Source organism: Ochrobactrum sp. MYb379 (genome assembly GCF_037479515.1).
Lineage (GTDB): Bacteria > Pseudomonadota > Alphaproteobacteria > Rhizobiales > Rhizobiaceae > Brucella.
Genome location: NZ_JBBGYW010000004.1, coordinates 426,433 through 450,719, shown reverse-complemented (window position 1 = coordinate 450,719; position 24,287 = coordinate 426,433). Strand labels below are relative to the sequence as shown.

The window sequence follows — 24,287 nt, the reverse complement described above, 5'->3', positions numbered from 1 at the left end:
GGTTCAACCTTTCAGACCTGCCAGCATGACACCGCGTACGATGTAGCGCTGAAGCAGCATGAAAACGACGAGTGTAGGCAATGTGGCAATAGCTGCGCCGGTCATGATCATTTCCCACTGGATCGATTGCTCGACCGCGAAGCTCGATAGCCCCACCGGCAGCGTATAAAGCTCCGGACTGGTTGAAACGATCAGTGGCCAGAAAAACGCCGTCCAGTTACCGAGGAAGGTAAAGATCGCCAGAGCTGACAAGGCCGGTGTTACCAATGGCATGGCAATTTTCCACCAGATCTGGAACTCGTTGAGCCCGTCAACACGTGCGGCTTCAAGGAAGTCATTCGGTACGCCTTCAAAGAATTGCTTCATGAGGAAGGTACCAAAAGCGGTCATCATACCCGGGAACATGATGCCCCAATAGCTGTCGAGCCAGCCCAGTTTGCTCGACATCAGATACCACGGAATAACCAGCATTTCCGTTGGGATCATCAATGTTGATAGGATCGCGATGAAGATGAAATAACGACCACGAAACTGGAACTTGGCGAGTGTGTAGCCGACAAGACTGTCGAAAAACACGTTCGATAAGGTCACCACAACAGCAACAATCATCGAATTCATGAACCAACGCAGAAAGCGTCCGTCAGCAAGAATTGTGATATAATTCTGTAAAGTCGGTGCCGCCGGTATAAGACGCAGATCATAGACCTGACTGGCGGTTTTCAAAGAAGTTGAAAACATGAATGCCAGTGGTGTGATCATGATCAGACCGCCGATAAACAGCAATGTCCATGTGATAATGCGGCCGGGCTTCAAATGCTGAAACGGCAGTGATTTTGTTTGTGCAGTCGCGGTCATTTCTTTTCCCTCAGAATCCAGAGCTGCAACAGCGATACGCAAAGCAGAATGATGAAGAGAATAATGGTTTGCGCAGCCGCATAGCCCATTGCATAGGAGGAAAATGCTGTCTGATAAATCATCAGCACCAGCGGTTTTGTAGACCCCAGCGGCCCGCCCGGATCATTGGTGGTCATGTTATAGACCTGATCGAAAATACGCAGGAAACCAATGGAAGAGAATACTACCAGAAACACAGTGGTCGGTTTCAATAGTGGAATAGTGATCTTGCGTAAGATCGCCCATTCACCGAGGCCGTCAATGCGTGCGGCTTCATAGAATGTATTTGGTACAGCGCGTAAGCCCGCCATAAAAATGATGATCTGAAAACCAAGGCCTGCCCAGATCGAGGTTGCCATGATGGCATAGAGCCCCTGATCCACTGATCGCAGAAAGCCTTGTTGCGGCAGCCCCATTGAACTCAGAATATTATTGATGAACCCGATGGGTGCCGGTTGATAGAACCATCGCCATACCCATGCCATAGCTGCCGCAGTTGTCAGATAAGGCAGGAAATACAGCGCACGGATAAAGCCATGCATGATCCGGACACGATCCAGATAATAAGCAATGACAAATGCGATAAGCAGGCTGATCGGTGTGCCAACCAACAGATAGATGAAAGTGTTTTTGAACACTTTCCAGAATTCCGGATCAGCAAATAGTTTCTCATAATTGCCGATCCCGATAAACTGGGGCGGACTCATCAGATCCCAGTCGGTGAAAGACAACCAGAATGCTTCAATCGTCGGATAAAAGCGGATAATACTATAGAACAGGATCGGCAGAGCCAAAAAGCTCCACACCCACATCAAGCGTCTGGTTTTCATCGACAGGCGATCTGTCAGGCGTGAACCAAACGGTCTGCGCGCTGTATGATCGGGTTCAGCCGTCATTGTCATTGTCAAAATCCTTCGGCGAAGTGACGCCGCTGCAAGGCATGGTAGCCATGTGAGGAAATAGTCAGACTGTCAGGGTTCAAAACAAAACAGCCGAATAAAACTGGTCAACAATTCCTGCGTTGATTAAGTTCAGAGCGGGCGGCTTTCACAAACCGCCCTACCCGATCAGTTTTACTTCGCGGCGTCCAAAAGTGCCTGTTCTGCCTTGGCAGCTTCCGCGATGGAATCCTTAACCGGCTGGTTTTGCAGAATTACGCGATTGGACATATCAACGATGATCTGGCGCTGTTTCAGCTCATCCTTGAACATCGTTGTATGCGCGTATTCCAAACCTTTGAGGAATGGCCCATAAATCGGATCTGCCAGATTGGTCTCTGTCAACGCTGCCGAGCGGCGTGCAGGCAACTCGCCAACGCCTTTAAGCCAGATTTCCATTGCTTCCGGAGAAGAAATGTAATTCAGGAACTTGGAAGCAGCGACAAGTTTTTCGCCCTTGGTCGATGCACTGATGCCATTGGCAAAATAGCTGGCATAGTTTGAGCGAACACCATCACCATTCGCTGGCAGTTCGGTCACACCCCAGTCAAAACCTTCAATGGTTCTGAAAGCAGCAAGGCGGAAAGTGCCGTCAACAGTCATCGCGGCTTTACCGGCGCGGAATGCAGCATGACCTTCGTCCATGAACTTAACTTCACCGACCTTATATTTGGTCTGCAAGTCAGTGTAGAACTGCAAAGCCTTTTCACCGGCTTCGTCATTATAGGCGACCTTGGTGTAATCATCGCTGTAAGGTTGACCACCGAACTGACGCACCAGCACTTCACGATACCAATGCAAATCCTGGCCAGGCATATCCAGCGTGATACCTTCGCTCAGCAGATTGCCAGAAGCGTCGCGCTTGGTGGTTTTCTGCGCATACTCAAGCAATTCTTCAAGACTTTTCGGCGGACTGCTTGGATCAAGACCAGCTTCTTCGAACAGCTTCTTGTTGTAGAACAGCGCCAGTGAGCGCACAGCTGTCGGTAAACCGTAATATTCACCATCACGCTTCATCGCACCAACAATCGGGAAAAATTCGCTCTCGATCTTGTCGTGCGGGAATGCATCCTGTGGCAATGGCTGCAAAATGCCACCAGCTGCAAATTTATCCAGCCAACCGTAGAAAAGCTGCATAACGTCCGGGCTTTTACCAGCCATTTTCGCCGCGATCACGCGGGTCTGATAATCGTCATAAGGGAATGTAACCTGTTTGACTTTGATATCAGGATTGGCTTTTTCAAAATTTTCGATCAGCGTGTCCATCGTCTTAACACGTGATTCAAAGACATATTGCCAATATTCGATTTCAACTGCCTGTGCCGCATTGATCGCGATTGAACTCAGACTGGCCACAAGACCAGCAAGTAGCAATTTACCCATTTGCTTTCGACCTCCCCGTTGTTCAGACCCTCTGGTGCCCGAACAAGGTATGGGCAGGTCATCGACCTGCCGGTTCCACCATTGCTTCACTTTTCGTGACGCATCCTCACCGCCGGCATGTTCGGCAAAAGCCTTTCAAGTACCGACAAGACAATTTTTGCCCTCGCTTAGGCTTCTATTTTGCAACCCATTTGTCAATAAGATAATTTAGTTGAATTAATATATTGCTGTTAAAAGTCGTGCGGGTTATCTAGATCCAAGGCAATTCGGAGGCGGCATGAAATCGAAAGCGGCGGACTCACCAACCATAGCGCATCCCGACACGCACCCCATCACTTTGGGGAAAAATCCTGAACGAATCCGGGACCATAACCGTCGCGTTGTGTTGGATGTTGTACGCCGTCATGGTCCCGTCGGACGCATGCACATCGCTCGTTTGACGCATCTGACAGCTCAGGCTATCGCCAATATTGTTGATGAACTGGTCGCAGAAAATCTTCTGATGCAGCTTGGCAGATTAAAGACTGGTCGCGGCCAACCGCCAATCCAGTTTGCCGTCAATCCTTCCGGGGCAATCACAATCGGAATCGAAATGGGTTCATCTCATATCGTGACGACAGTCCTTGATCTCTCTGGTGTCCCGCGCAAGCAGCAGATACAATTGGTACGCGACACGCGACCAACTGCACTTTGTTCACAACTCCGAATCGAAATCGACAAGATCAAATCCGAATTTGATGCACGGCTTCTTGGTATAGGGGTCGTGATGCCTGGCCCTTTTGGCATCGAAGGTATGACGTCAGTCGGCCCTACGACGCTACCCGGCTGGGCAGGCATCGATGCTGCGGCAGTTTTAAGTTCAGCGTTTGATGAACCTGTTCTCGTTGAAAATGATGCAAATGCTGCGGCAGTGGGTGAGCGGCTTTTTGGTGCGGGTCGAGCAATTTCAAACTTCGCAATGATCTATTTTGGAGCTGGTATCGGCCTTGGCATGATACAGGACGGCGCACCTTTTCGGGGCGCTTTTGGTAATGCTGGTGAAATAGGGCATATTTCCATTGTGCCGGATGGAAGGCTGTGTTCCTGCGGCCAGCATGGATGCCTCGAAACCTACTCGTCAGCACATGCTCTAAAAGAAACTTTGGCGAAGGCCGGACTGATTGATGTCAGTTCTGAAACGCTCGAAGAACTGCTACGCAAAAAAAATCCATTGATCCTTGAATGGTTAAGCGATGCTGCCAAACATCTCGCTCAAATGATTGCAATTATTGAAAATATACTGGACCCCGAGACCGTGATTCTCGGAGGAATGCTGCCAGATCCTGTTATTGATGCGCTTATCTCGCAGATGGGTGAACTGCCTATATCCGTTGCGAACAGAAGTGCACGAACCATACCCCGTGTACTTCGCGGGCAAACAGGCCAATTTACTGCGGCACTTGGTGCGGCCTCACTGCCTATGTTCGAGGTCATGACGCCGAAACTTGATACAAGTCTGTGAAACAGAATAAATCTGCCGTTAACGTTATTGTTTGAGGCGTTAACGGGATATGATCAGAATTAAAGTCGTGTTCAGCAGTACATCTCCTTTCAAACGTCAGCGTTTGTTGTGTCGTCGCCAGTCGTCAAACTTCTTAGCAATTGTCTCGTCGGTGCAAGGGTAAAGACCAATGATGGCCGCTCCTTTTATCACTTCTTCCAGAACAAAATCTTCAAACACCTCCATTCCTGCGCATTCATCTGCAATCTCTTCCGTTAAATGCGCCGGTATAACCATCACTCCGTCCGCATCACCAACGAGAACGTCACCGGGAAACACCGCAGCATCGCCACAGGAAATCGGCACATTAATGTCGATCGCCTCGTGTAGGGTCAGATTTGTTGGCGCGGATGCTTTGGCGCAATAAGCAGGCATTTTAAGTTCGCCAATGCCAGTGACATCCCGAAAGCCGCCATCAGACACAATTCCCGCCGCACCGCGTAGGGCCAGACGCGTTACCAGAATGGAGCCGGCAGTGGCTGCACGCGCATCCTTTCGCGCATCCATAACCAATACGCATCCAGGCGGACAGGTCTCTATTGCCACGCGTTGCTTGTGATCCGGATTGCGGAAAACAGTAATCGGATTGCGGTCTTCACGAGCTGGAATATAGCGCAGCGTGAAGGCTTGTCCCACCATATTTTCCGGCTTGCGTGCGACCTGCACCGCCCCTTGAATAAACTGATTGCGCAGCCCGCGCTTATAAAGAGCGGTAGCAACAGATGCAGTCGAGACTTTTTTGAGTTTAGAACGGGTTTCTTCTGAGAGAATGTAGTCCATCACAGGGAATCCTTAATAGATCACTGGCTCGTCAACCGGACGACCAAATTCAGTTTTAAGAAAATCAAAGTCACAGCCCTTATCGGCCTGCTCGACATGTTTGGAAAATACAAAGCCATAGCCACGCTCATATTTGGGCTCCGGTGCGATCCACGCAGCGCGGCGGGCACCTAATTCATCTTCAGGCACAAGCATGTTGAGACTGCGTGCCGGAATATCGAGCTCAACCATGTCACCAGTTTTAAGCAAGGCTAACGGACCGCCAACAAAGGATTCAGGCGCAACATGCAAGACACAGGCACCAAAACTGGTTCCAGACATACGCGCATCGGAAATCCGTACCATATCCCGCAAACCAAGTTTAAGAAGTGCTTTGGGCATCGGAATCATACCCCATTCCGGCATGCCCGGACCACCCTGCGGACCAGCATTGCGCAATACGAGCACGGTTTCAGGTGTGAGCGGATAATCTGGATCATCAATGATTTTTTTGAGTTCAGGATAGCTGTCTGCGATCAGTGCCGGACCAGTATGCCTATGATATTTAGGATCACAGGCAGCAGGTTTGATCACAGCACCATCAGGGCACAGATTACCTTTAAGCACGGCAAGTGAACCTTCATGGTAAACCGGATTGGACAAAGGCCGGATGACATCATCGTTGAAAACCTGAACATTTTCCAGACCATCTGTGATCGGCTTTCCCGTCACAGTGATTGCAGACGTATCCAGCTTATCCGCAAATTGCTTAACAAGCGCACGGATACCACCCGCATAGTAAAAGTCCTCCATCAAATAACTGGAACCCGATGGCCGGATATTGGCAATGACCGGCGTGGAGCGCCCAATACGGTCAAGATCGTCGAGTTCAAGCGGAACACCGGCACGACGCGCCATAGCAATCAGATGAATAATCGCATTGGTCGAACATCCCGTCGCCATGGCAACGATCACCGAATTTTTGACGGCCGCTGGTGTGATAATCTGATCAGGCGTGAGATCTTCCCATACCATTTCAACTATACGGCGACCACATTGTGTGGACATACGTTGGTGATTGGCGTCAGGTGCGGGAATGGACGACGCACCGGGCAATGTCAGCCCCATGGTTTCAGCGATAATCGTCATGGTAGAAGCCGTGCCCATGGTCATACAATGGCCATAGCTGCGAGCAATTCCGCCCTCTATACCCTGCCACTCCTCTTTGCCTATCGTACCTGCACGCCGCTCGTCCCAGAACTTGAACATATCCGTACCGGAACCAAGAAATTTACCCGCGTAGTTGCCGCGCAGCATCGGCCCTGCGGGTAGAAAAATGAATGGAAGCCCAGCGCTTGTTGCGCCCATGATAAGAGCAGGCGTTGTCTTGTCGCAGCCCCCCATAAGCACCGCACCGTCCACCGGATGCGAACGCAAAAGCTCCTCAGTCTCCATCGCAAGCATGTTTCGGTAAAGCATAGTGGTCGGCTTTACATAGCTCTCAGACAAGGAGAGTGCCGGAAGCTCAAGCGGAAAGCCCCCCGCCTGAAGAATGCCTCGTTTGACCCATTCTACCCTGTCTTTAAAATGCGCATGACACGGCTGAGCATCCGACCATGTATTGATGATGGCAATAATCGGCTTGCCTTCCCAATCGACAGGATCGTAGCCCATCTGCATCGTTCGGGAGCGATGACCGGACGAACGTTGATCGTCGGGCAACATCCAGCGTGCTGAACGCAGATCGCTATATATCTTCCTGCTCATATTATGTCCTTCCCGAAAGAGGCTCCACCGTGCTGTTTTGAAGAGCGAAGGCAGAGAAAAAAGCGCCACCGGAAAGGCTTTCTCCGGGGCTTAGAATGGTCATGCCGGCATCTTTACCAAGTGCGGGCCGGTTTACGGCATCCGGCAAATGACTGACGGGTTCAGCGCAAAAAACTGCCCGGTCCTGAGGATTAAAGACATGAAGGTGTTTCAATGCACCTTCCGCTCTCAACATGAGCGCTGTAGATCTTTCCGGCCATTTGATCAGAGCCTCACGGCTGTTCCAGCCTGAAAAACAGCTGTTGATAAATGGCAGAACACTAAGTCGCGTCGGACAACCCGGTTCAAATCCTGCCATCAAAACAGCACTCCCCTCCGGCAGTCCACGTGTGTCAGGCCGTGGCGCGCCACCAGATGAAAACTCCAGCGTTGCACCCGGTGTCTTTTCAAACCATGGGTGAAGTCCAAGGCCGAATGGCAGTCGCAGCAGACTTTCATTGCGAATAAAAAGCGATACCCGAATACCCTGGGGTAAAATCGAGATTTGCTGTTCAAGGTGGTAACTGTAAGGATGCTGGCTTCCAGCAACCATATCCGTCATCAGGACCCGATCATCGCGTACCGATGTGCATTGCCATTGCCTGTCTCGCGAAAAGCCATGAATTGCCATAGCTTCGTCCGGTGCATTGACCGGCAACTGTATTGGCCGGTCATTGAGCACGAATTTTCCGCCATCAACACGATTGGCAAAAGGTGCCATGACAAAGCAGCCAGCTTTCAATCCTGCCTCAGGCTGATCAAGCGACAGCAAGAGCGGCATTTGATCGCCATCAGGATGCTGCCATTCCGCCGAGAGTATGGTCGCACCATGCCTTGGGTCCACTTTCAGGCGATAATCATAAGCAGCCAGTTCAATCACCATAAGCGTTAATCCGTGCGGGAATAATCATGCGCAGTGAAAGTTCCACCCTGAAAGCGACGGGATACTGGATCGCCGGTTTCAGCCAATACGCCAAATCGCGATGCATCATCCTGCGGTAAATAGCCAATCAGCGCAGCATCATCATTTTCCCACCAGCGATCACGATTGGCGGAAATGCCCCAGACCGTTGCAACGCCGGTGCGTGGTGCTTCGACCGCCGCAATCAATAACCGAACCAGATCATCATGCGACAGCCATGTCGCCCGATGCCGGGCTTCGGTCGGTTTTGGCAAACACGAGCCGATACGCAGATGCACGCTCTCAATACCGTGCTTGTCGAACATCATGCGCCCAAGCATCTCGCCATAGGCTTTGGAGAGACCATAATATCCATCCGGACGAAAAGCCGCGTCAGCATTCAACAACTCGTTGCGAGTATAAAATCCAATCGTATGATTGGAACTCGCAAATACAACGCGCTGCCGCGCAGGGCGGGCAGCCTCAAATATATGTGTGACACCCAGAAGATTAGCCTGAGCGATCAGGTCATAAGATTTCTCAACACTGATACCACCAAAGTGCAGCACAGCATCAGTGCCATCAACAAGGTCTGCCACCGCTTCTGCATTGCTCAGATCAGCCTGAATAAATTCAGTACCATGTGGCAATTCATCCGGGAAAAGCTCAATGTCCGATAGGCGCAACCGATAGCCTGCATTTACCAGTTTTGGAGCCAGCATTCGACCAAGATTTCCAGAGGCGCCCGTGAGAAGAATATGTTTCATCGCTTCACACTCCCTTCATGCGGGCAATTTTTGCGCCCGCAACATGAGATTTTGCAAGATGTACACCACCCGATTGCGGACTGTCTGAACCACCAAGGCGATGCGATGTCACAGCGATCAAGGTTAAATCCGGCCCACAAAAACATGGCATTGTCGGCGAAGGAACTGGCACTGCAACGCTCTCAAGCAAAGCGCCGTCACGGTCGAAACGGTTGAGCACCCCGGCTGAAACACCAGCGCTCCAATAATGGCCTTCAATGTCACATGCGCCACCATCCGGCCTGCCAGTCTGCTCGTCCAGAACACGGATGCGCTTGCGAGCCGAAATATCGCCCGTAGATGCATCAAAGTCGTAACGATCAATCCATGGACCGCGTGAATCTGTATGAAACATGGTTTTGCCTTCGGCAGACCATGCCAGTCCGTTGGATATTTCAAAGCCTTCCGCTTTTATCTGCGCGAGGCCATCGGCGGTGACACGATAGAGTTTGGAAATTGCCTCGCGTTCAGGACGAGCATCCATACTGCCGATCCAGAGTGCGCCATCAGGTCCGACCTTGCCGTCGTTGAGGCGCGAGGTTTCCGGCTCAGTATAGCCGCTCCATAGGGCTTGGCGCTCTCCTGTTTCAGGGTCGAAGAGGATCACTTCGCGCGCCAGTGCGACAACCAACTTACCACTTTCGGCAAGCCCCACACATGGCACTTCTGTTTCAAACGCCCATTCGCGCAACGGACCTTTTTCAAGATCAATCTCATAGATTTTGCGCCCATTAATATCGCAGGTAAACAGCGTTTTCCGACGATCATCCCAAACAGGACTTTCCATCAGCTGCCCGCGTAAATCCGCTATGCATTCAAATGGACCCATCACTGCGCCCCAGTGCTTCGACGAATGACATCAGGGTGTTTGAGCACAAAATCCGAAAGCTCCAATCCCAGCCCTGCACCCTCAAACGGGTAAATTATGCCATTTTCAATTCGCGGCATGACAGTAACAAGATCACGATACCACGAGGTGTAATAAGCCCTCACCGATTCCTGATAAATGGCATTGGGGGCATTAAGCGACAAATGAATGGAGGCTGCAAAGACCACGGGTCCAGTGCAATCATGCGGCGCAATCGGCCGCTGAAAAGCTTCGGCCATAGTGGCTATTTTTTTAGCTTCCGAAAGCCCCCCACACCATGAAATATCAAGCATCACATAATCGGATGCTTCAGCCCGCAACACATCAAGATATTGGGACCGCGTTGCCATTGTCTCGCTGGCACAGACAGGAATGCCTGAGCGCTCCGCGTAAACGGCCAGCGACTGTGGATTTGTCATTTTGATCGGATCTTCCGACCAAAAAGGACGAAATGGCTTGAGTTCTCTTGCTATGGCAAGTGCAGAGGTCAAATCCCACATAGAATGAAACTCAACCATGATTTCCATTTTATCGCCAACCGCATCGCGGATCTGGCGAAACGGCAGCAGCGCCTTATCAAGGTCAGTGGCATGAATGAAATTACCGCCATTTGCGACCGCAAAAGGATCGAACGGCCAGATTTTCATTGCAGTTATACCTTCTGACAGAAGGCTTTCAGCCAGCGCCCCTGCATCACGATGGAAGGCAAGCTGGTCCTCATAGGGACCTTCCTGCGCCTTATCCTGATCGCCAATATAGCGGCGCGCACCACTCTTGTTATAGGTGTAACCAGCGCAGGTATTGTAAGTACGGATAGACTGGCGTGAGAGCCCGCCCAGCAACTGGTGGATCGGCTGGCCAGTCAGCTTTCCGAAAATATCCCACAGCGCAATATCGATTGCGGAAGCCGCGCGAATTTCGACGCCAGACGAACGAAAACCGACATAAGGCTCCAGCAGAAGCTTCGATATACGATCAATTTCCAGCGGGTTCTGGCCAATAAGCTGCGGTGCAATATCACTATGAATATAAGCCGCCACAGCATTAGCTCCGCGAAACGTTTCTCCCAGACCAATGATCCCCTCATCCGTATGAATCTGAACCCAAAGGATATTATTGAGATGTGGAAGCTGCACCGTTTCGATCGCAGTAATTTTCATCATGCACTCCAAATAATATGATCGATCAATGCGCTGAGGATTGACGGCTGCGGGCAACGATCTGTGTCGGATTGACGAAACGCAGTGCCAAAATCAGCCAGATCAACGACGTGATCATGTAAATCACCGCCATTGCATCGATGGATTGAACAGAACGGACACCAGCCGCAAAGACCGAATAATAGAGCGCGACCACAAGGGTTTGCGATGTTGGTCCGGCAGTCAGAAAGGTCAACTCAAACATGGCAACCGTGCGCACCAGCACAAGCAGCATCGCAGCCAGGATGCCAGGTGTCAGCATTGGCAACAGCACATGCAAAAACAGTTTGAACGTACCCGCACCAAACACGCGCGCCGCTGCTTCAATTTTGGGATCAATCTGCTCAATGAATGGCACCATAACCAGAATAACAAAAGGCACGGTCGGAACCAGATTGGCGAGAACAACGCCCCAGAAAGTACCACCAACACCAAACTTGTAAAGCACGGTTGCCAGCGGAATACCGAAAGTGATTGGTGGCACCAACAATGGCAGCAGGAAGATCAGCAGTACCAGCTTTTTACCGGGAAAGTCGCGGCGTGCCATGGCATAAGCTGCAGTAACACCAAGGAAGCCTGACAAAATGACAACGGCAAACACAACCTGAAAGGTAACAAGAAGGACCTGATCAAGCTGGAACTCTGCCCAAGCAGCCGCATACCAGCGTGTCGTAAACGCATCCGGCAACCATGTGCCAAGCCATCGCGTTCCAAAACTTGAAACTACGACCGCGGTTATGACAGCCAATACATTGAGAACGAAGAAGCCGGTGACAAGCCAAACAACAGTGATCCAAAGTTTGGAAAGCGCAGATGTATCGCGGATCATGGTTTAGCCTTTCCCGCCAGCGGTCGAACCGCGGTAAAATAACGAGCGCACACCAAGCAGAGCGCCGACAACCAGAAGCTGAACCACTGCCATTATCATGGCGATAGAGGAGGCCATGGAGTCATCATACTGCTCAAAGGCAGCCTGCGCTGCGGCAATGGAAATGACACGCGTCGGCCCTGATGGCGCGCCAAGCAACACCGCTGATGGAAACACAGCAAACGCCTGCACAAATGTCAGACATGAGGCTACGACAAGTCCAGGAACCAGCAGCGGCAGCATAACGAAACGAAAGCGTTGCCAGCTTCCGGCACCATGTGTCGCAGCGGCACGTTCCAGTGCGGGATCTATCCCGGTCACGTAAGACAGCGTCAGCAGGAAAGTGAACGGAAACACCGTGATCACAAGCGACGCAAACACACCCCAGTAGTTATTGGTGAGCTTTAATGGATTATCGATAAAGCCAATCGCAATCAGACTGCGGCTGAACCAGCCCTGGGGACCGAGATAGTTCAGCAAACCTTCAGCAATCAGAACTGTGCCTAGCGTCACAGGCAGTACCAATATTGTCGTTAAAAGACGCTGCTTGTGCATCAGACGAACACGCATGGCGATGGGAACCGCCAGCAGCACACTGATCACGGTGACCGGGATCGCCAGCCACAGGGTTGCACCGATGGTTTTATAAAGAAACGGATCGGAGAAGAACTTACGATAATTCGCAAGCATTCCACCACCATCCAGCGGATTGAACGAGAGAATGAGACCATAAAGAAACGGATAGATGAAAACGCCGATTACAAATAAAAGAGCCGGAAGAATTAACAGCGTAACGCCGTCAATTCCGCGATTGGCAAGCCGCTGACGCCATCCCGGTGCCAGAGCTGCATTGGAAAACCGTTCGTCCGCCATGGCTTAAGCTCCTCCGGCAAAGACAAGAGCATTTTCCGCATCGATACTCAGCGTGATTTTGGCGCCCGGAGCGACTTCTTGCGGGCCATGAAAAACCATTTCCATGGCATTGTCGGTACGCGCTATGCCGACATATTCACGTCCGCGATATTCGATCGTCTCGACAATCGCTTCAATGGTATTGTTGCCCTTCTGACCCGAAACAACATCGTCGCCACGCGCCATCAAAACCGCATCACTGCCCGGTGCAAGCATGTCCATCGCACGCCCGTTTAACTCCCGGCCTGCGACCAAAATCGTTGCCTGATCACCATCGATACGCACCACCTGTCCATGCAGTGCATTGCGGAAGCCCATAAAAGCCGCGACATCGCGATAAAGCGGCTTCTCGTAAAGCTCGTGCGGTGTTCCGACCTGCCGGATTTCACCGTCCCGCAAAACTACAATACGGTCGGCCAATGACAAAGCCTCATCCTGATCATGAGTCACATAGATCGTCGTTGAGTTGAGCTGGTTATGAATGCGTCTGATTTCGGCGCGCATTTCGAGCCGCAGTTTTGCATCAAGATTGGAGAGCGGTTCATCCATCAGCACGACAGGTGGCTCAATCACAATCGCGCGTGCGATAGCGACACGCTGTTGCTGTCCACCGGAAAGCTGTCCCGGCAGTTTATCTTCCTGTCCCTGCAAACGCACAAGCGTTAAGGCCGCACGGGAGCGCTGTTCGATTTCACTTTTTGAAACGCGGCGCATTTTCAAGCCAAAGCCGACATTCTGAAGCACAGTCATATGCGGAAACAGCGCATAGTTCTGGAAAACCATACCAAAACCGCGATCTTCCGGCTTCAACTGATCCACACGCCTGTCATCGACATAAATGCCACCGCCGGTGGTGCCCAACAAACCGGCGATGCAATTAAGTGCGGTCGACTTTCCGCAACCCGAAGGACCAAGAAGAGCAATAAATTCTCCCTTTCTGATGGTGAGATTAATCTCACTCAGCGCAGCAAAATTTCCGAATGACCGGCTCATGCGGTCAAGCCGCAATTCTTGAAATGACATTGACGCAAGCACCATAAGTTGATTGGTGATCATGGGCTGCCTGTAACGGCGCAATCTGATGCCCGTTACAGACGCCACACTAGAGACCTACTGAGACGCGACTTCCTCGTCCCAACGGCGGAAAGCTGCGACCAGCGCTGCCGGCTCAAGCGGCATTTCGATAGGATTGTTGGCAATCCAGTCAGCATATTCAGGACGGCCAAATTCGGTGATTACGTCCCGACTTGCCTGTGGAGCCATATCGATAGTCACATCTTTTACCGCAGGTCCCGGATAGAAATAACCCGCATCATAAGAATAAGCCTGCTGATCCGGCTTGAGCGCGAACTTGATAAACTCCATCAGAACCGCGACTTTCTCTTCCGGCACGCCTTTCGGAATGGCAAAATAATGCGCATCCGCCACCCAATGGAAACCGTCGAGTTTACTTACAGCCATTTCCTTTGGAACCACACCCAGCGCACGCGGATTGATGTCCCAACCCGTGGTGGTGACAGTCATGTCGCGTGTGCCTTCGCCCAGCTCTTTCATCAAAGCGCCGGTGCCGGCAGGGTAATATTCAATATTCTTGTGCAGTTCCTTGAGATAGGCCCATGTTTTGTCCCAGCCATTCACTGGATCTTTTGGATCACTATCGCCCAGAAGGTACGGCAGCCCCATCAGGAACGTACGACCTGGACCAGAATTTGCAGGGCGGGCATAAATGAACTTATTCGGATTTTGTTTGGTCCATTCAAGCAGCTCTTCCGCAGTCTTAGGTGGCGTCTTAACCTTATCGGGGTGATATTCAAGCAGAGGCCCCGATGGATAATAGGAAACCACAACGCCTTTGCCTTGCGACATTTCCTGCATGCGCCATGCTGGCTCCATATAGACGTCCTGCAAATTTGGCAGACCGTTATCAGGAAGGGCAATAATGTCAGTCCAGATGTCATCGGCAAGGCCAGCTGAAAGTGCATCAGGACCGATGATCACAAGATCAATATCTACACGATTGGCGCGCTGCTGTGCTTTGATTTTGCCGGGCAACTCCGGCGCCGGCGCTTTGTTGAATGTAAAGCGGGAAACCAGGTTCTTATTTTCAGCAGCAAAATTATCAAATATCGGCTGTGTCAGCGCGAGATTACCTGCCGCGTCAATCACATTGATTCCGACCGGGCTGGATGGCAATTTTGCCGATTGCGCCCATGCAGCCCCTCTAGGCAATAAAATCCCCATACCTGTCGCAAGACCAGCGCCAGCCATGAATGTACGGCGTGAAATTCCTGTACCCATGTTCTCCTCCACTTTTAAACAATCCGGCACACTTCGCTTCCTCCTGCGCAGCGGGCCGGTTTTCTATTTTTCAGACAAGAGCGTCAGTCTCCCATCCGGCAATAATCTTTTCGAGTGACTTACGATCTTCCGCATCAAGCTTCGGCAAACCGGGCAACCGAACATCCCCAACCGCAAGTCCTTGAATCTGCAAAGCTTCCTTCACAACAGTGACATTGGAACCATTGCGATATTTGGTCCGCATCGTTTCAAAATCAGCGATACTTTCGACAATCGCTCTTGCACGCTGGTAATCGCCCTTCTCCAGCGCATTCCACACAGCAAGCGAACGTTTTGGTGCAACATTGACCAGCCCTGACGTAAAGCCACGCCCTCCAAGCGCGTAAAATGGCAGGGCCCAGCTTTCCGCGAGGCCGCAAATCCATGTCGCATCGGTGCCTTTGGTCGCCCGGCAACATTCGAAGAAAAGCATTGCATTGGGCGACGCAAATTTGACGCCTGCTACTCCAGGGTGCGTCGCAAGACGCACCATTTCATTAAGCGGTATAAGATCTGAACGGATATAGGCCACGATCGGGAGATCTGTGGATTCAGCAATCTCAATGAAATAATCGACCTGCGCATGAGGTGCGGCAAAAGGATCAAGCGGATGATGGATCATCACACCCACAGCACCCTCTGTACTCGCAGCTTTACAAAGTCGGATTGCATCACGCACCGAGCGTCCGGCGGCGGCAGTTACGGCTGCCTTGCCATCCACTGCTTTAATGGCAATCGCCTGCAAGCGAATGACCTCATCAATGGTCATACTATAGAATTCGCCAGTATTGCCGCCGGTAACAATATTATGCACACCGGCACTGGCGATACGCTCAACGATTTTTGTTGTCAGAACCGCATCAATATCGCCGTCGCTGTTATATGCAGTCGCGTGGACGCCTGAGATGCCTCGCAGCACCCCACGGTATTCCGTCAAATTCATAATTCCCTCCCAGGTACTGGTCAGAAGACCAGTTCGATATGCGTATCCCCCGCCTTCACGATATGCTCACGCATCAGTCGCTCAGCCAAATCTCCATCTCTTGCAGCAATCGCGTTCATGATTGACTCATGCTCCTGAAATGACTGCCGACGAACATCCTCCCGCGACAACACCGTTACTCGGGCTGCGTGATCATACATCCGCTGCGCATTCTGTAAGCGCCGCAGATATTCACATCCCGACGCATCATGGATGCCATCGTGAAACTTCTCATTGAGCTCAATAAGAGCATCCACATCGCCAGATTCTACAGCAAGACGCATTTCTTCAATCACCGCACGCAACATGATGAAAGCCTCCTCGCTTCCGTGTTTTGCTGCCTGCCGTGCGATGATGCTTTCAAGCGCCGCGCGCGCCAGTGTCATTTCTTCAGCCTGACGCGCGTTGAAGCAAACAAAAGTACCGCGACGCGATTCAGTCCGCACCAATCCCTCACCCTCTAGCTGGCGCAGAGCTTCTTTAAGCGGACTGGTACTGATCCCAAGATCCAGCGCCAGCTGGCGCTCATTCAACCTGTCCCCCGACTTCAATCGCCCTGAAATAATCGCTTCACGAAGATCATCATGAACATGATCCCGAAGGTTTTTCAGCTTTATCGGCTTAAAGGGTGAAGCATGCTGATCCAAAGTTCTTCTCTTCTCCAAATTCGTCTGTCAGGCATCATTAACAGAACATATCTGATACTTCAATATCTGAAATATCAGATTTTAATGGACCACAAATACGACGGCGTATAATGGATTGAGAGCAAAGTCTGGCTTAAACATAAGGAAAACTCTGAGATTTATGCCGGAAATCAGACACTTTGCACTGCGCGCGCCGCTAGCGAGGGCCGATTTAGACTTCGAATTAGAAGCATCAAACCGCCAGCAGATACGCCCTATTAGTTGTTTCGCTGAGTGAGCAGGAAAACACCGTGCCGGCTGTAGACGAAATACCGCTGAGCGTTCCATGGAAGAGAACATTGCTAAATCGCGAAGTCCCGACAGAAGTTGCTATTAGATGTCGGGCGCAGATTTCGTATGGCTGAACAAGACCCGCTTTGCGCTCTAAACCAGACGCTGTGCTCGAATTCTGATAGCCGTAAAACCGGCCAATCGTATTGCACTAAGTGTGAGATAGTCGCTTCGATTCAAATAGATCGCACTATCTTTTAATGATTAGCGAACCGAAACGGGCAATGGTTGGTTAGGGGATTTGCGATGGTCTGTATACTGCCAGATTGCGGAATCGTATAAATCCGGATAGTTTTGCTCATGAATTTGATAAACTGAGAGTGTTTACCAAAAAAAGTGGCAGGTAAGACGTTGAAGGGGCTGTTCCTTGCACACCAGCGGGAACTGAAAACCTATCTCACACAAAAGTTAAAAGACTCGGACACTGCTGCGGACCTGACGCAAGAAGCGTTCTTACGCTATGCAGAACAAAACTCCGTGGACGGCACAAAAGTTGTGCACGCTCGCTCCTATCTTTATCGTACGGCGCATAATCTGGCTGTTGACCATGTGCGGCAGAAAGCGCGTCGAAAGACAGATACTTCTACCCATGACGAGATGGCGGAGATTGCCGACGATCGCCCAACACAAGAAGAGGCGATCGACGCCCGGCAAAAGCTCGACCGCTTGCAGACTGCTGTCGCTGAATTGCCGGGGCGAACTCGTCAAATCTTTGTGCTCAGCCGAATTGAAGGTTTGAGCTATGCTGAGACGGCTGCTCGGCTTGGAATTTCGGAAAGCTCCGTGCAAAAACATCTTGCCAAGGCGCTGCTGCACGTTACGCAGCGACTTAGGCCACAATAACAAGAAATCGTCACGGCTTTACTGGATATGGGGTGCTCGAGCGTCATATTCACAAATGGGTCTGGGCAGTTAGCACAAATGACATGGACCGTAGTGTGGGACAAAAAGACGACAAAGAACAAATAGAGGCTGAAGCCGCTGAATGGGTTATCCGTTTGGGTGGAAAACCGATGTCGCCGCACGAGCACAAGTCATTTGAAGTCTGGTGCTCAAGAAGTGAGTCTCATGTGAAAGCTTTGGAGTTTGCCCGGCAGACCTGGAGCGATTTAGCCGGGCTTCGTCAAACTCCCGACCTCTTGGATGCTGATAGAGCGCCTTCCAGACAGCAAAAGCGACCGTATCAACCTGTACGTGCACCGATCGTAAAACAGCGCTCTGACTTCTGGCAGCGATCTGTGATGGCGGCCATCTGTCTGATCGTTGCTGCTACTGCCGTGAGCTTTTGGTATGGGAACCCCGTCACGCTCATTGCTTCGGATTACTACACGACGCCGGGCGAGCAGAGTACTGTGAAACTCTCCGATGGAAGCGTTGTAGAGCTTTCCACCAACAGCGCAATCGCATTGCATTTTAGTGATCAGGAACGGCGTGTCACGCTGATCAAGGGCGCGGCGTATTTTACCGTTGCTCCCATGGGATCAGGTGAAAAGCGTCCCTTCGTCGTTGAAGGCGTCAATGGTACGGCGACGGCGCTCGGCACCCAGTTTGCGATGGAGCGTCTATCGGATACCGTTGAGGTTACGGTTGCCGAGCATGAAGTCCGGGTTGAGCTTTCCGACGCAGCAGGCGACATGAAACAAGTCGTTTTATCTCCTGGACAATCCGTGCGCTATTCTCGGGCTACGGGCCTCGGCCAGGTGAGCCTCCAGAATGTTGAGCAAGCCACAGCTTGGCGCCGCGGCCGTCTGGTCTTTGATCAGGTGACGCTTGCTGAGGTTGTAGCGGAACTCAACCGTTATCGCCGCGGTCGCATTGTCATCTCCGACTCTACACTTGCGAACCGCAGGGTCAGCGGCGTGTTCCAGATCAATGATCTTGATAATGCGCTCTCCACCATCTCCAGCGAACTCGGCTTGCGCTCGACATTTGTTCCTCATCTGGTCACGGTGCTTTATTAAATTTCGTCCTTATGGTGATAAAATATACAATATATTCCAATAACTTACCATATTTTTTAAAAAACTGGGAAAATCGTTACCGGGAAACATGACTGAATTCGTCTTATTTGCGAACTGGCGGAAGAGATATTTTGCCAATGCAATCGAATAGGATGAAAGGTTTTCGCAATGGGGTGCAATCAGGTGGCAATCGCTCGGAAAGCAGGCGTACCACGCCAATCTGGCTCGTGGCTTCCGCAAGTGCGCTGACTATCGTCGCTGGGCTAGCAATCTCAGCATCGTCGGCTTTAGCGCAGCAGAAGACCGCTGGCGCAGTAGCAGATGCGTCGAAAATTACTCTCAGCATTCCCGCACAAAGTCTCAATACAGCCGTTCTCGCTCTTGCAGATCGTGCGGGGCTCCAAGTTTTCTATGACGCTGACCGATTGAAGGGACTTCGCAGTTCCGGCGTTAAGGGCACTTATTCGCGTGAACAGGCAATCGGTATATTGTTACAAGGGACGGGCGTTTCCTATCGCTTCACCGGAGCAACTTCAGTTTCTCTTGTCTCGGGCTTGACGACGGACCATGTGAAAAACGTCGAAAACTCCACAGTACTTGATACCATAACCATCAGTGGCCTTGGCAGTACAACAGAAGGTACTGGCTCCTACACGACAGGCGCAATGTCGACCGGTGTGAAGCTACCGCTTTCCGTCAAGGAAACGCCTCAGACCGTTACAGTGGTGACTCGCCAAAAAATTGAAGACAAGTCTTATGAAACGCTTGATCAGGCGGTTGCGGATACCCCGGGCCTTATTGCTAATCAGAACTTTGGTGATGCACGTTATCAATATTGGTCGCGCGGGTTAATCATCGACAACATGCAGTATGATGGCGTAGCTAATCCTGTGCAATATTATGCACGTGACAGTGATGGCGCCGATGATATGGACATGTATGATCGTGTTGAAGTGCTGCGCGGTGCATCGGGCCTTGTCACGGGCGCTGGTAATCCATCCGGTGCAATAAATTTGATGCGCAAGAGACCTCTTGATGAGAAGAAAACCACAATCACCACAAGGGCTTCGTCGTGGGGGAGCATCAAAGCGGTTTTGGACCATTCTACTCCGCTCAACACTGAAGGAACTGTGCGGGGCCGCATAGTGAGTTCCTATGGTTCTGGTCAAACCTATAAAGATGACTCTTTTAACAAGGATGGCATCTTTTACAGCACGCTCGAAGCGGATGTGAGAGAGAATACGACCGTCAACCTTGGATATAGTTACCAGAAGCAGAAGATTGATGGCTACGATTGGGGTGGATTACCGGTTAAAACTGATGGCTCATTCTATGATTTTTCACCGTCAGATTTTATTGGCAATGACTGGCAGTATGTTGATCGCTCACAGCACACCGCATTTGTTGAATTGGAGCATCGTTTTGACAATGACTGGAAACTGAACGTTACTGGCCGCGCATCTTGGTCTAAGTCGGAAATGGCCGCATCCTTTTCGAGCTACACTGGTTCCAATCTTTATCTGTATGACCGCCTTTTCAACTATGATAACGACGTCTACGCATTCGATGCCAACCTTAATGGTTCGCTAGAAGCATTCGGCCGTGAGCATGATCTCGTCCTTGGCGTCAATGCTAACCGCACCAATCTAACGATTCTAAACTCGCTTGGCCCAACAACCCTGATTAACGACCCATTGAACTGGAGTTCATCATCGGTATTCGACTATTCAGATTTCAAGCCCTTCAGCCAGCTTCACTATAAGACTGAGCAAATTGGTGCTTATGCAGCCGGTCGCTTTGCAATCACCGATTCCCTTAAGCTGATCGCCGGAGCCAGGTTCTCCTGGTACGACTACGATGCCACAACCACTATACTTTCGACCGCAAAAGTTACGCCAAACCAGATTCGAGAGAATGGGATATTCACGCCTTATGCCGGTGTAGTTTATGATATCAACGATACTCTCTCCGCTTATGCGAGTTATACCAGCATCTTCCAGCCACAATATAATTTCGGCCGTGGCGGCGATCTGCTTAATCCGATCACTGGCACAAATATCGAGGCTGGTTTCAAAGGCGAGTTTTTCGATCAGAGGCTCAATGGAACACTCGCGGTTTTCCAGGTAATGCGAGATAACGTCGCCTCTCGCCTCTCAGACGTTTCATACTGTAATCCGACAATTCTCGCTTGCTACGAAGGTGTGGATGGTGTTCGGACGCGCGGCATTGAACTCGAACTGAGCGGCTTCATCACAGATCGTTGGCGTATGACAGGCGGGTATACCTATGCTGTTTCCAAGTATACTGAAGGTGCTTCTGCAGGGGAAAAATTTGCTACTTATCAATATCCGGAACACGTTTTCAAGCTGTTTACAACTTACACATTCCCGGATGAGCATCTGACTATTGGCGGCGGTTTAAGGGCGCAAAGTAAGCTCTACTATGAAAGTGGTGCATTCAATGTCGAGCAGCCGGCTTATGCGGTAGCTGATGTGATGGCAAAGTATGACTTCAACGAACAGACAGCCCTCCAACTCAATGTCAATAATCTTTTCGATAAGAATTATTATTCAGCCCTGAATACGAGCGCAGGCTATGGCTTCTTCATGGGTTCGCCCCGTAATTTCAAGCTTACGCTAAAGCATTCCTTCTGATTATTTGGAGCCAGCGCTCTTAAGTGCTCTGGCTCCACTTCTACGAGAATGGTCGATTATTGCGCCGCCGTTGTCGTGCGCACCTTGTAGCGTACCACGTATTGATGATCGCATGATGCTCAATGTCACTCTGTGGCGCTTCCGTACAGGGTTCATCATGGTCCGAAATCCCTGAACGCGATGGTGTTCAAACGACCTGTTACAACTGGTTCGTTCGTGGGCGACGTCCTGATGTCTGGGATCGACTGCTGGGGGCCGTGTGTGGGTGTATGATGCCGATATCGTGATGATCGACAGAACCTGTGTTCGTGTGCACCAATACGGATCTACAAGTAAAAAGGGAATACCGGCGATGGTTGCATGGGACGTTCCCGGAGTGGACTCACAAGCAAAATCAGCGCAATCGTTGATGCAGAAGGCCGTCCAATCAATCTTTGCCTGACGGCTGGTCAGGTTGCTGATTGCTCGCTGACTGAAGATCCTGTGGCGAGTGTTTCAGAAGGTGGGAGGCTGCTTGCGGACAAAGCATACGATACTGATGCGATCAGGAAGACCGCAGCGGAACGGAAAATCTGGACCAATAATCCTCCCAAATCCAATCGTGATGATGTTTTCGCGTTCTCACCCTGGGTATAGCGCCAGAAAACCTAGTCGAGCGCTTCTTTAACCGCATCAAGTACTATCGTGGCATCACCATACGTTACAACAAGAAACCAGCCAACTTTCTGGCTGCTGTGAAACTCAACGCTATCCGCATTTGCTGTATCAGTTTATCAGGCGACGCTTTGGATCTGTGAGCTTATGCCAACAAAGTCACGCTGAATTTCTCTGGTTCGGGTAAGTCGACGGATAACGGGCTCATTAAGGCCTTCAACAGCAAGCCTCATACAGAATATGTGAACGCACACTGGTTCTTAACGCTCGAAGATGCGCGCGAAACTTTGAAGAATCGGCGTCTACACTATAAAAAGAATTTTCCCTATTCGGCATCCGATATAACGCACCGATTGCCTTGCATAGTCCTGATGGCGTTATCAGCCAGCCATTGGGACGAAAGCCGGAAAATTCTGATTCCCCGCTGTCTAAACTTGAGGTTCAGTGCAGCAAAGGACTTTGAGAAAACGGTCGTCTTTCCCTGAGGCGGGGGTTAGGCGGGGTCTATGCCGCAACTGTCGATAATAATCAGACGCTTTGCACGGGCTGTAATATGTTGATTAAGTATAAGGAAAGCCTCAAATATTTTACTGCTCAAGTCAGAATCCCCCCGACAAATTACGGTAGGCAGCCGGAAACAAATCAGAATGAAACAAATCACGTTAATTTCTCGAATTCTCTCTATACACTAAGATTAAAAATTACTAAATAATGAATAACGAATTGCTGATTATGTCATCATATTTTATGAGGGTGGGACTCGTTGTTTTGAATAATTGGCATGTTTGCATTCTTGCTTTAATGGCCCCGTTGCTCGCTTCATGCACTTCAACGGGAACGGCTAGCATTAGCAACGGCAAACGGGTCGTTACACCGGAGGATGCGTTCGTTCTCCCTGCAAATTATTCCGTTGTTGGTGTTGTCGAAGATCGGGCACGTAATGGCGTTACGCAAAAAATTACCCTGAGTACGAACTCCAGGCTGGCGGGCGAAAACTACTTCTACGTTCAGTTTTTGGGCCCGACAGACGCGCGCACGGAAAACACCATTTCATATGCTGCGATTACTGATGGCAGGATTGCACGAGAATTGCGCACTGAGATGGCGGGAATCGCAATGTCGCGCTCTCCATTCTATGTTCAAAATAATTATGGCTCTTTCAGCTATGCAACCGGTAAGGCTCCCGGGGGCGACAATTGCATATATGCGTGGCAACAAATTCAATCGCCTGATCATAATCAAAATTTTTTCCAAAACAGAGGGCGTATCAATTTGCGCTTACGCCTTTGCGAAACTGGTGCAGATGTAGATAAGCTATTGTCGGCGATGTACGGCTTCACAATCAATACGACAAACCAGGCCAACTCGTGGAATCCATATGGCGAACCCGCTTCTCCGTCGCCCAATCTTGGCCGACCCGGTAATCCGGTGTTCCCGCCGGCTGTAAAAACTGAACTTGCCGGGCCGTTTCCAGCATCAGATTTAAACAGCAGTCGATTAAATAAAAACGAGACAACTTTCGAAAATGCTGTGCATAATAAACAGCAGGAAAACCGCCCGCGAGACCCATCTTCGTCGCGCAGTACAAGCCCGCAGAGTGTGGCGCCACACAGCGCGGTGCCAGCTCCCGTTAAAGTTACCAATTCAAATACGGTTATTGTCCCGCCTCCGCCATTGGCAGGTCAGAACTCTGGCGTTTCAGGAGGGCTGTTAACGAATGGTGGAGCAGTGAAGAACGAATCCGTTCAAGTTCCGTCTCCTTGTTCGATAATTAAGCCTCAGAAATCAAACGGGGGAGAAAGCGACGCTAATAACTTCTGCAATTAACGTATCTGAATTATTCGCATA

General features: G+C 50.7%; 21 protein-coding genes and 1 pseudogene. 7 read left to right on the top strand and 15 right to left on the bottom strand.

Translation table 11 applies throughout. From position 1 onward, the window contains the following. Positions 1-3: 3 nt before the first annotated feature. The 3 genes from WH356_RS12030 to WH356_RS12020 form a co-directional block, all read right to left on the bottom strand. Complete coding sequence (locus WH356_RS12030; protein WP_339511039.1) at positions 4-855, bottom strand: carbohydrate ABC transporter permease; 852 nt, start codon at positions 853-855, stop codon at positions 4-6. After that, positions 852-1,796, bottom strand: a complete 945-nt coding sequence (locus WH356_RS12025) for a carbohydrate ABC transporter permease (RefSeq protein ID WP_445253662.1) — start codon at positions 1,794-1,796, stop codon at positions 852-854. Before WH356_RS12025 ends, WH356_RS12030 begins: the two co-directional genes overlap by 4 nt. Positions 1,797-1,967: 171 nt before the next feature. Further along, a complete protein-coding gene (locus WH356_RS12020) occupies positions 1,968-3,215 on the bottom strand; it encodes an extracellular solute-binding protein (protein ID WP_339511037.1) in 1,248 nt (415 codons plus the stop codon). 277 nt (positions 3,216-3,492) lie between these two features. Here WH356_RS12020 and WH356_RS12015 point away from each other — a divergent pair, with 277 nt between their 5' ends. After that, the gene (locus WH356_RS12015) at positions 3,493-4,716 is read left to right on the top strand and encodes an ROK family protein (RefSeq protein WP_339511035.1); all 1,224 of its coding nucleotides are present in this window, start codon (positions 3,493-3,495) and stop codon (positions 4,714-4,716) included. Between the two features lie 96 nt (positions 4,717-4,812). Here WH356_RS12015 and WH356_RS12010 read toward each other — a convergent pair whose 3' ends face one another. The 12 genes from WH356_RS12010 to WH356_RS11955 form a co-directional block, all read right to left on the bottom strand. Next, entirely contained in the window at positions 4,813-5,538 is a 726-nt protein-coding gene (locus tag WH356_RS12010; RefSeq protein ID WP_339511033.1) for a ribonuclease activity regulator RraA, read from the bottom strand. A 9-nt stretch (positions 5,539-5,547) separates the two neighbouring features. Then, the gene (gene araD / locus WH356_RS12005; RefSeq protein ID WP_339511031.1) at positions 5,548-7,281 is read right to left on the bottom strand and encodes an L-arabinonate dehydratase; all 1,734 of its coding nucleotides are present in this window, start codon (positions 7,279-7,281) and stop codon (positions 5,548-5,550) included. A gap of 1 nt (position 7,282) precedes the next feature. Continuing rightward, positions 7,283-8,203 carry an aldose epimerase family protein gene (locus WH356_RS12000; RefSeq protein ID WP_339511029.1) on the bottom strand — a complete coding sequence of 307 codons (921 nt, stop codon included), beginning with the start codon at positions 8,201-8,203 and terminating at the stop codon, positions 7,283-7,285. A gap of 5 nt (positions 8,204-8,208) precedes the next feature. Continuing rightward, the gene (locus tag WH356_RS11995) at positions 8,209-8,988 is read right to left on the bottom strand and encodes an NAD-dependent epimerase/dehydratase family protein (protein WP_339511027.1); all 780 of its coding nucleotides are present in this window, start codon (positions 8,986-8,988) and stop codon (positions 8,209-8,211) included. Positions 8,989-8,992: 4 nt separating this feature from the next. Continuing rightward, positions 8,993-9,856 carry an SMP-30/gluconolactonase/LRE family protein gene (locus tag WH356_RS11990; protein WP_339511025.1) on the bottom strand — a complete coding sequence of 288 codons (864 nt, stop codon included), beginning with the start codon at positions 9,854-9,856 and terminating at the stop codon, positions 8,993-8,995. After that, positions 9,856-11,055, bottom strand: a complete 1,200-nt coding sequence (locus tag WH356_RS11985; RefSeq protein ID WP_339511023.1) for a mandelate racemase/muconate lactonizing enzyme family protein — start codon at positions 11,053-11,055, stop codon at positions 9,856-9,858. Before WH356_RS11985 ends, WH356_RS11990 begins: the two co-directional genes overlap by 1 nt. A gap of 25 nt (positions 11,056-11,080) precedes the next feature. Beyond that, a complete protein-coding gene (locus WH356_RS11980; RefSeq protein WP_310014642.1) occupies positions 11,081-11,923 on the bottom strand; it encodes an ABC transporter permease in 843 nt (280 codons plus the stop codon). 3 nt (positions 11,924-11,926) lie between these two features. Then, positions 11,927-12,835: an ABC transporter permease gene (locus WH356_RS11975; protein WP_339511021.1), complete on the bottom strand. Its 909-nt coding sequence runs from the start codon at positions 12,833-12,835 to the stop codon at positions 11,927-11,929. A 3-nt stretch (positions 12,836-12,838) separates the two neighbouring features. Further along, entirely contained in the window at positions 12,839-13,912 is a 1,074-nt protein-coding gene (locus WH356_RS11970; protein WP_339511191.1) for an ABC transporter ATP-binding protein, read from the bottom strand. Positions 13,913-13,984: 72 nt separating this feature from the next. After that, positions 13,985-15,172 (bottom strand): extracellular solute-binding protein, encoded by a 1,188-nt coding sequence (locus tag WH356_RS11965; protein WP_339511019.1) that lies wholly within the window; start codon positions 15,170-15,172, stop codon positions 13,985-13,987. Between the two features lie 70 nt (positions 15,173-15,242). Next, on the bottom strand, positions 15,243-16,154 hold the full coding sequence (locus WH356_RS11960; RefSeq protein ID WP_339511017.1) for a dihydrodipicolinate synthase family protein: 912 nt from the start codon (positions 16,152-16,154) through the stop codon (positions 15,243-15,245). Between the two features lie 20 nt (positions 16,155-16,174). Further along, the gene (locus tag WH356_RS11955) at positions 16,175-16,840 is read right to left on the bottom strand and encodes a GntR family transcriptional regulator (protein ID WP_310014637.1); all 666 of its coding nucleotides are present in this window, start codon (positions 16,838-16,840) and stop codon (positions 16,175-16,177) included. 666 nt (positions 16,841-17,506) lie between these two features. Here WH356_RS11955 and WH356_RS11950 point away from each other — a divergent pair. The 6 genes and pseudogenes from WH356_RS11950 to bcsN all read left to right on the top strand — a co-directional run bounded on the left by WH356_RS11950 (position 17,507) and on the right by bcsN (position 24,266). Beyond that, positions 17,507-18,013, top strand: a complete 507-nt coding sequence (locus WH356_RS11950) for an RNA polymerase sigma factor (RefSeq protein ID WP_339511015.1) — start codon at positions 17,507-17,509, stop codon at positions 18,011-18,013. A gap of 83 nt (positions 18,014-18,096) precedes the next feature. Beyond that, entirely contained in the window at positions 18,097-19,131 is a 1,035-nt protein-coding gene (locus WH356_RS11945) for a FecR family protein (RefSeq protein WP_339511013.1), read from the top strand. A gap of 137 nt (positions 19,132-19,268) precedes the next feature. Further along, complete coding sequence (locus WH356_RS11940) at positions 19,269-21,785, top strand: TonB-dependent siderophore receptor (protein ID WP_339511011.1); 2,517 nt, start codon at positions 19,269-19,271, stop codon at positions 21,783-21,785. A 28-nt stretch (positions 21,786-21,813) separates the two neighbouring features. Beyond that, positions 21,814-22,582: pseudogene (locus WH356_RS11935) on the top strand (IS5 family transposase). A 21-nt stretch (positions 22,583-22,603) separates the two neighbouring features. Then, positions 22,604-22,924 carry an integrase core domain-containing protein gene (locus WH356_RS24070; protein ID WP_421566169.1) on the top strand — a complete coding sequence of 107 codons (321 nt, stop codon included), beginning with the start codon at positions 22,604-22,606 and terminating at the stop codon, positions 22,922-22,924. 226 nt (positions 22,925-23,150) lie between these two features. Continuing rightward, positions 23,151-24,266: a cellulose biosynthesis protein BcsN gene (bcsN, locus tag WH356_RS11930; RefSeq protein WP_339511009.1), complete on the top strand. Its 1,116-nt coding sequence runs from the start codon at positions 23,151-23,153 to the stop codon at positions 24,264-24,266. Positions 24,267-24,287 lie beyond the last annotated feature (21 nt).

Bases quoted from the DNA above. Each gene is read 5' to 3' on its own strand.
- araD (WP_339511031.1), bottom strand. From the start codon at position 7,281: ATGAGCAGGAAGATATATAGCGATCTGCGTTCAGCACGCTGGATGTTG.
- WH356_RS12015 (WP_339511035.1), top strand. From the start codon at position 3,493: ATGAAATCGAAAGCGGCGGACTCACCAACCATAGCGCATCCCGACACG.
- bcsN (WP_339511009.1), top strand. From the start codon at position 23,151: ATGAATAACGAATTGCTGATTATGTCATCATATTTTATGAGGGTGGGA.
- WH356_RS12025 (WP_445253662.1), bottom strand. From the start codon at position 1,796: ATGACAATGACGGCTGAACCCGATCATACAGCGCGCAGACCGTTTGGT.
- WH356_RS11970 (WP_339511191.1), bottom strand. From the start codon at position 13,912: ATGGTGCTTGCGTCAATGTCATTTCAAGAATTGCGGCTTGACCGCATG.
- WH356_RS11960 (WP_339511017.1), bottom strand. From the start codon at position 16,154: ATGAATTTGACGGAATACCGTGGGGTGCTGCGAGGCATCTCAGGCGTC.
- WH356_RS11995 (WP_339511027.1), bottom strand. From the start codon at position 8,988: ATGAAACATATTCTTCTCACGGGCGCCTCTGGAAATCTTGGTCGAATG.
- WH356_RS11975 (WP_339511021.1), bottom strand. From the start codon at position 12,835: ATGGCGGACGAACGGTTTTCCAATGCAGCTCTGGCACCGGGATGGCGT.
- WH356_RS11940 (WP_339511011.1), top strand. From the start codon at position 19,269: ATGCAATCGAATAGGATGAAAGGTTTTCGCAATGGGGTGCAATCAGGT.
- WH356_RS11985 (WP_339511023.1), bottom strand. From the start codon at position 11,055: ATGAAAATTACTGCGATCGAAACGGTGCAGCTTCCACATCTCAATAAT.
- WH356_RS12000 (WP_339511029.1), bottom strand. From the start codon at position 8,203: ATGGTGATTGAACTGGCTGCTTATGATTATCGCCTGAAAGTGGACCCA.
- WH356_RS11945 (WP_339511013.1), top strand. From the start codon at position 18,097: ATGGACCGTAGTGTGGGACAAAAAGACGACAAAGAACAAATAGAGGCT.
- WH356_RS11980 (WP_310014642.1), bottom strand. From the start codon at position 11,923: ATGATCCGCGATACATCTGCGCTTTCCAAACTTTGGATCACTGTTGTT.
- WH356_RS11965 (WP_339511019.1), bottom strand. From the start codon at position 15,172: ATGGGTACAGGAATTTCACGCCGTACATTCATGGCTGGCGCTGGTCTT.
- WH356_RS11990 (WP_339511025.1), bottom strand. From the start codon at position 9,856: ATGGGTCCATTTGAATGCATAGCGGATTTACGCGGGCAGCTGATGGAA.
- WH356_RS12030 (WP_339511039.1), bottom strand. From the start codon at position 855: ATGACCGCGACTGCACAAACAAAATCACTGCCGTTTCAGCATTTGAAG.
- WH356_RS12020 (WP_339511037.1), bottom strand. From the start codon at position 3,215: ATGGGTAAATTGCTACTTGCTGGTCTTGTGGCCAGTCTGAGTTCAATC.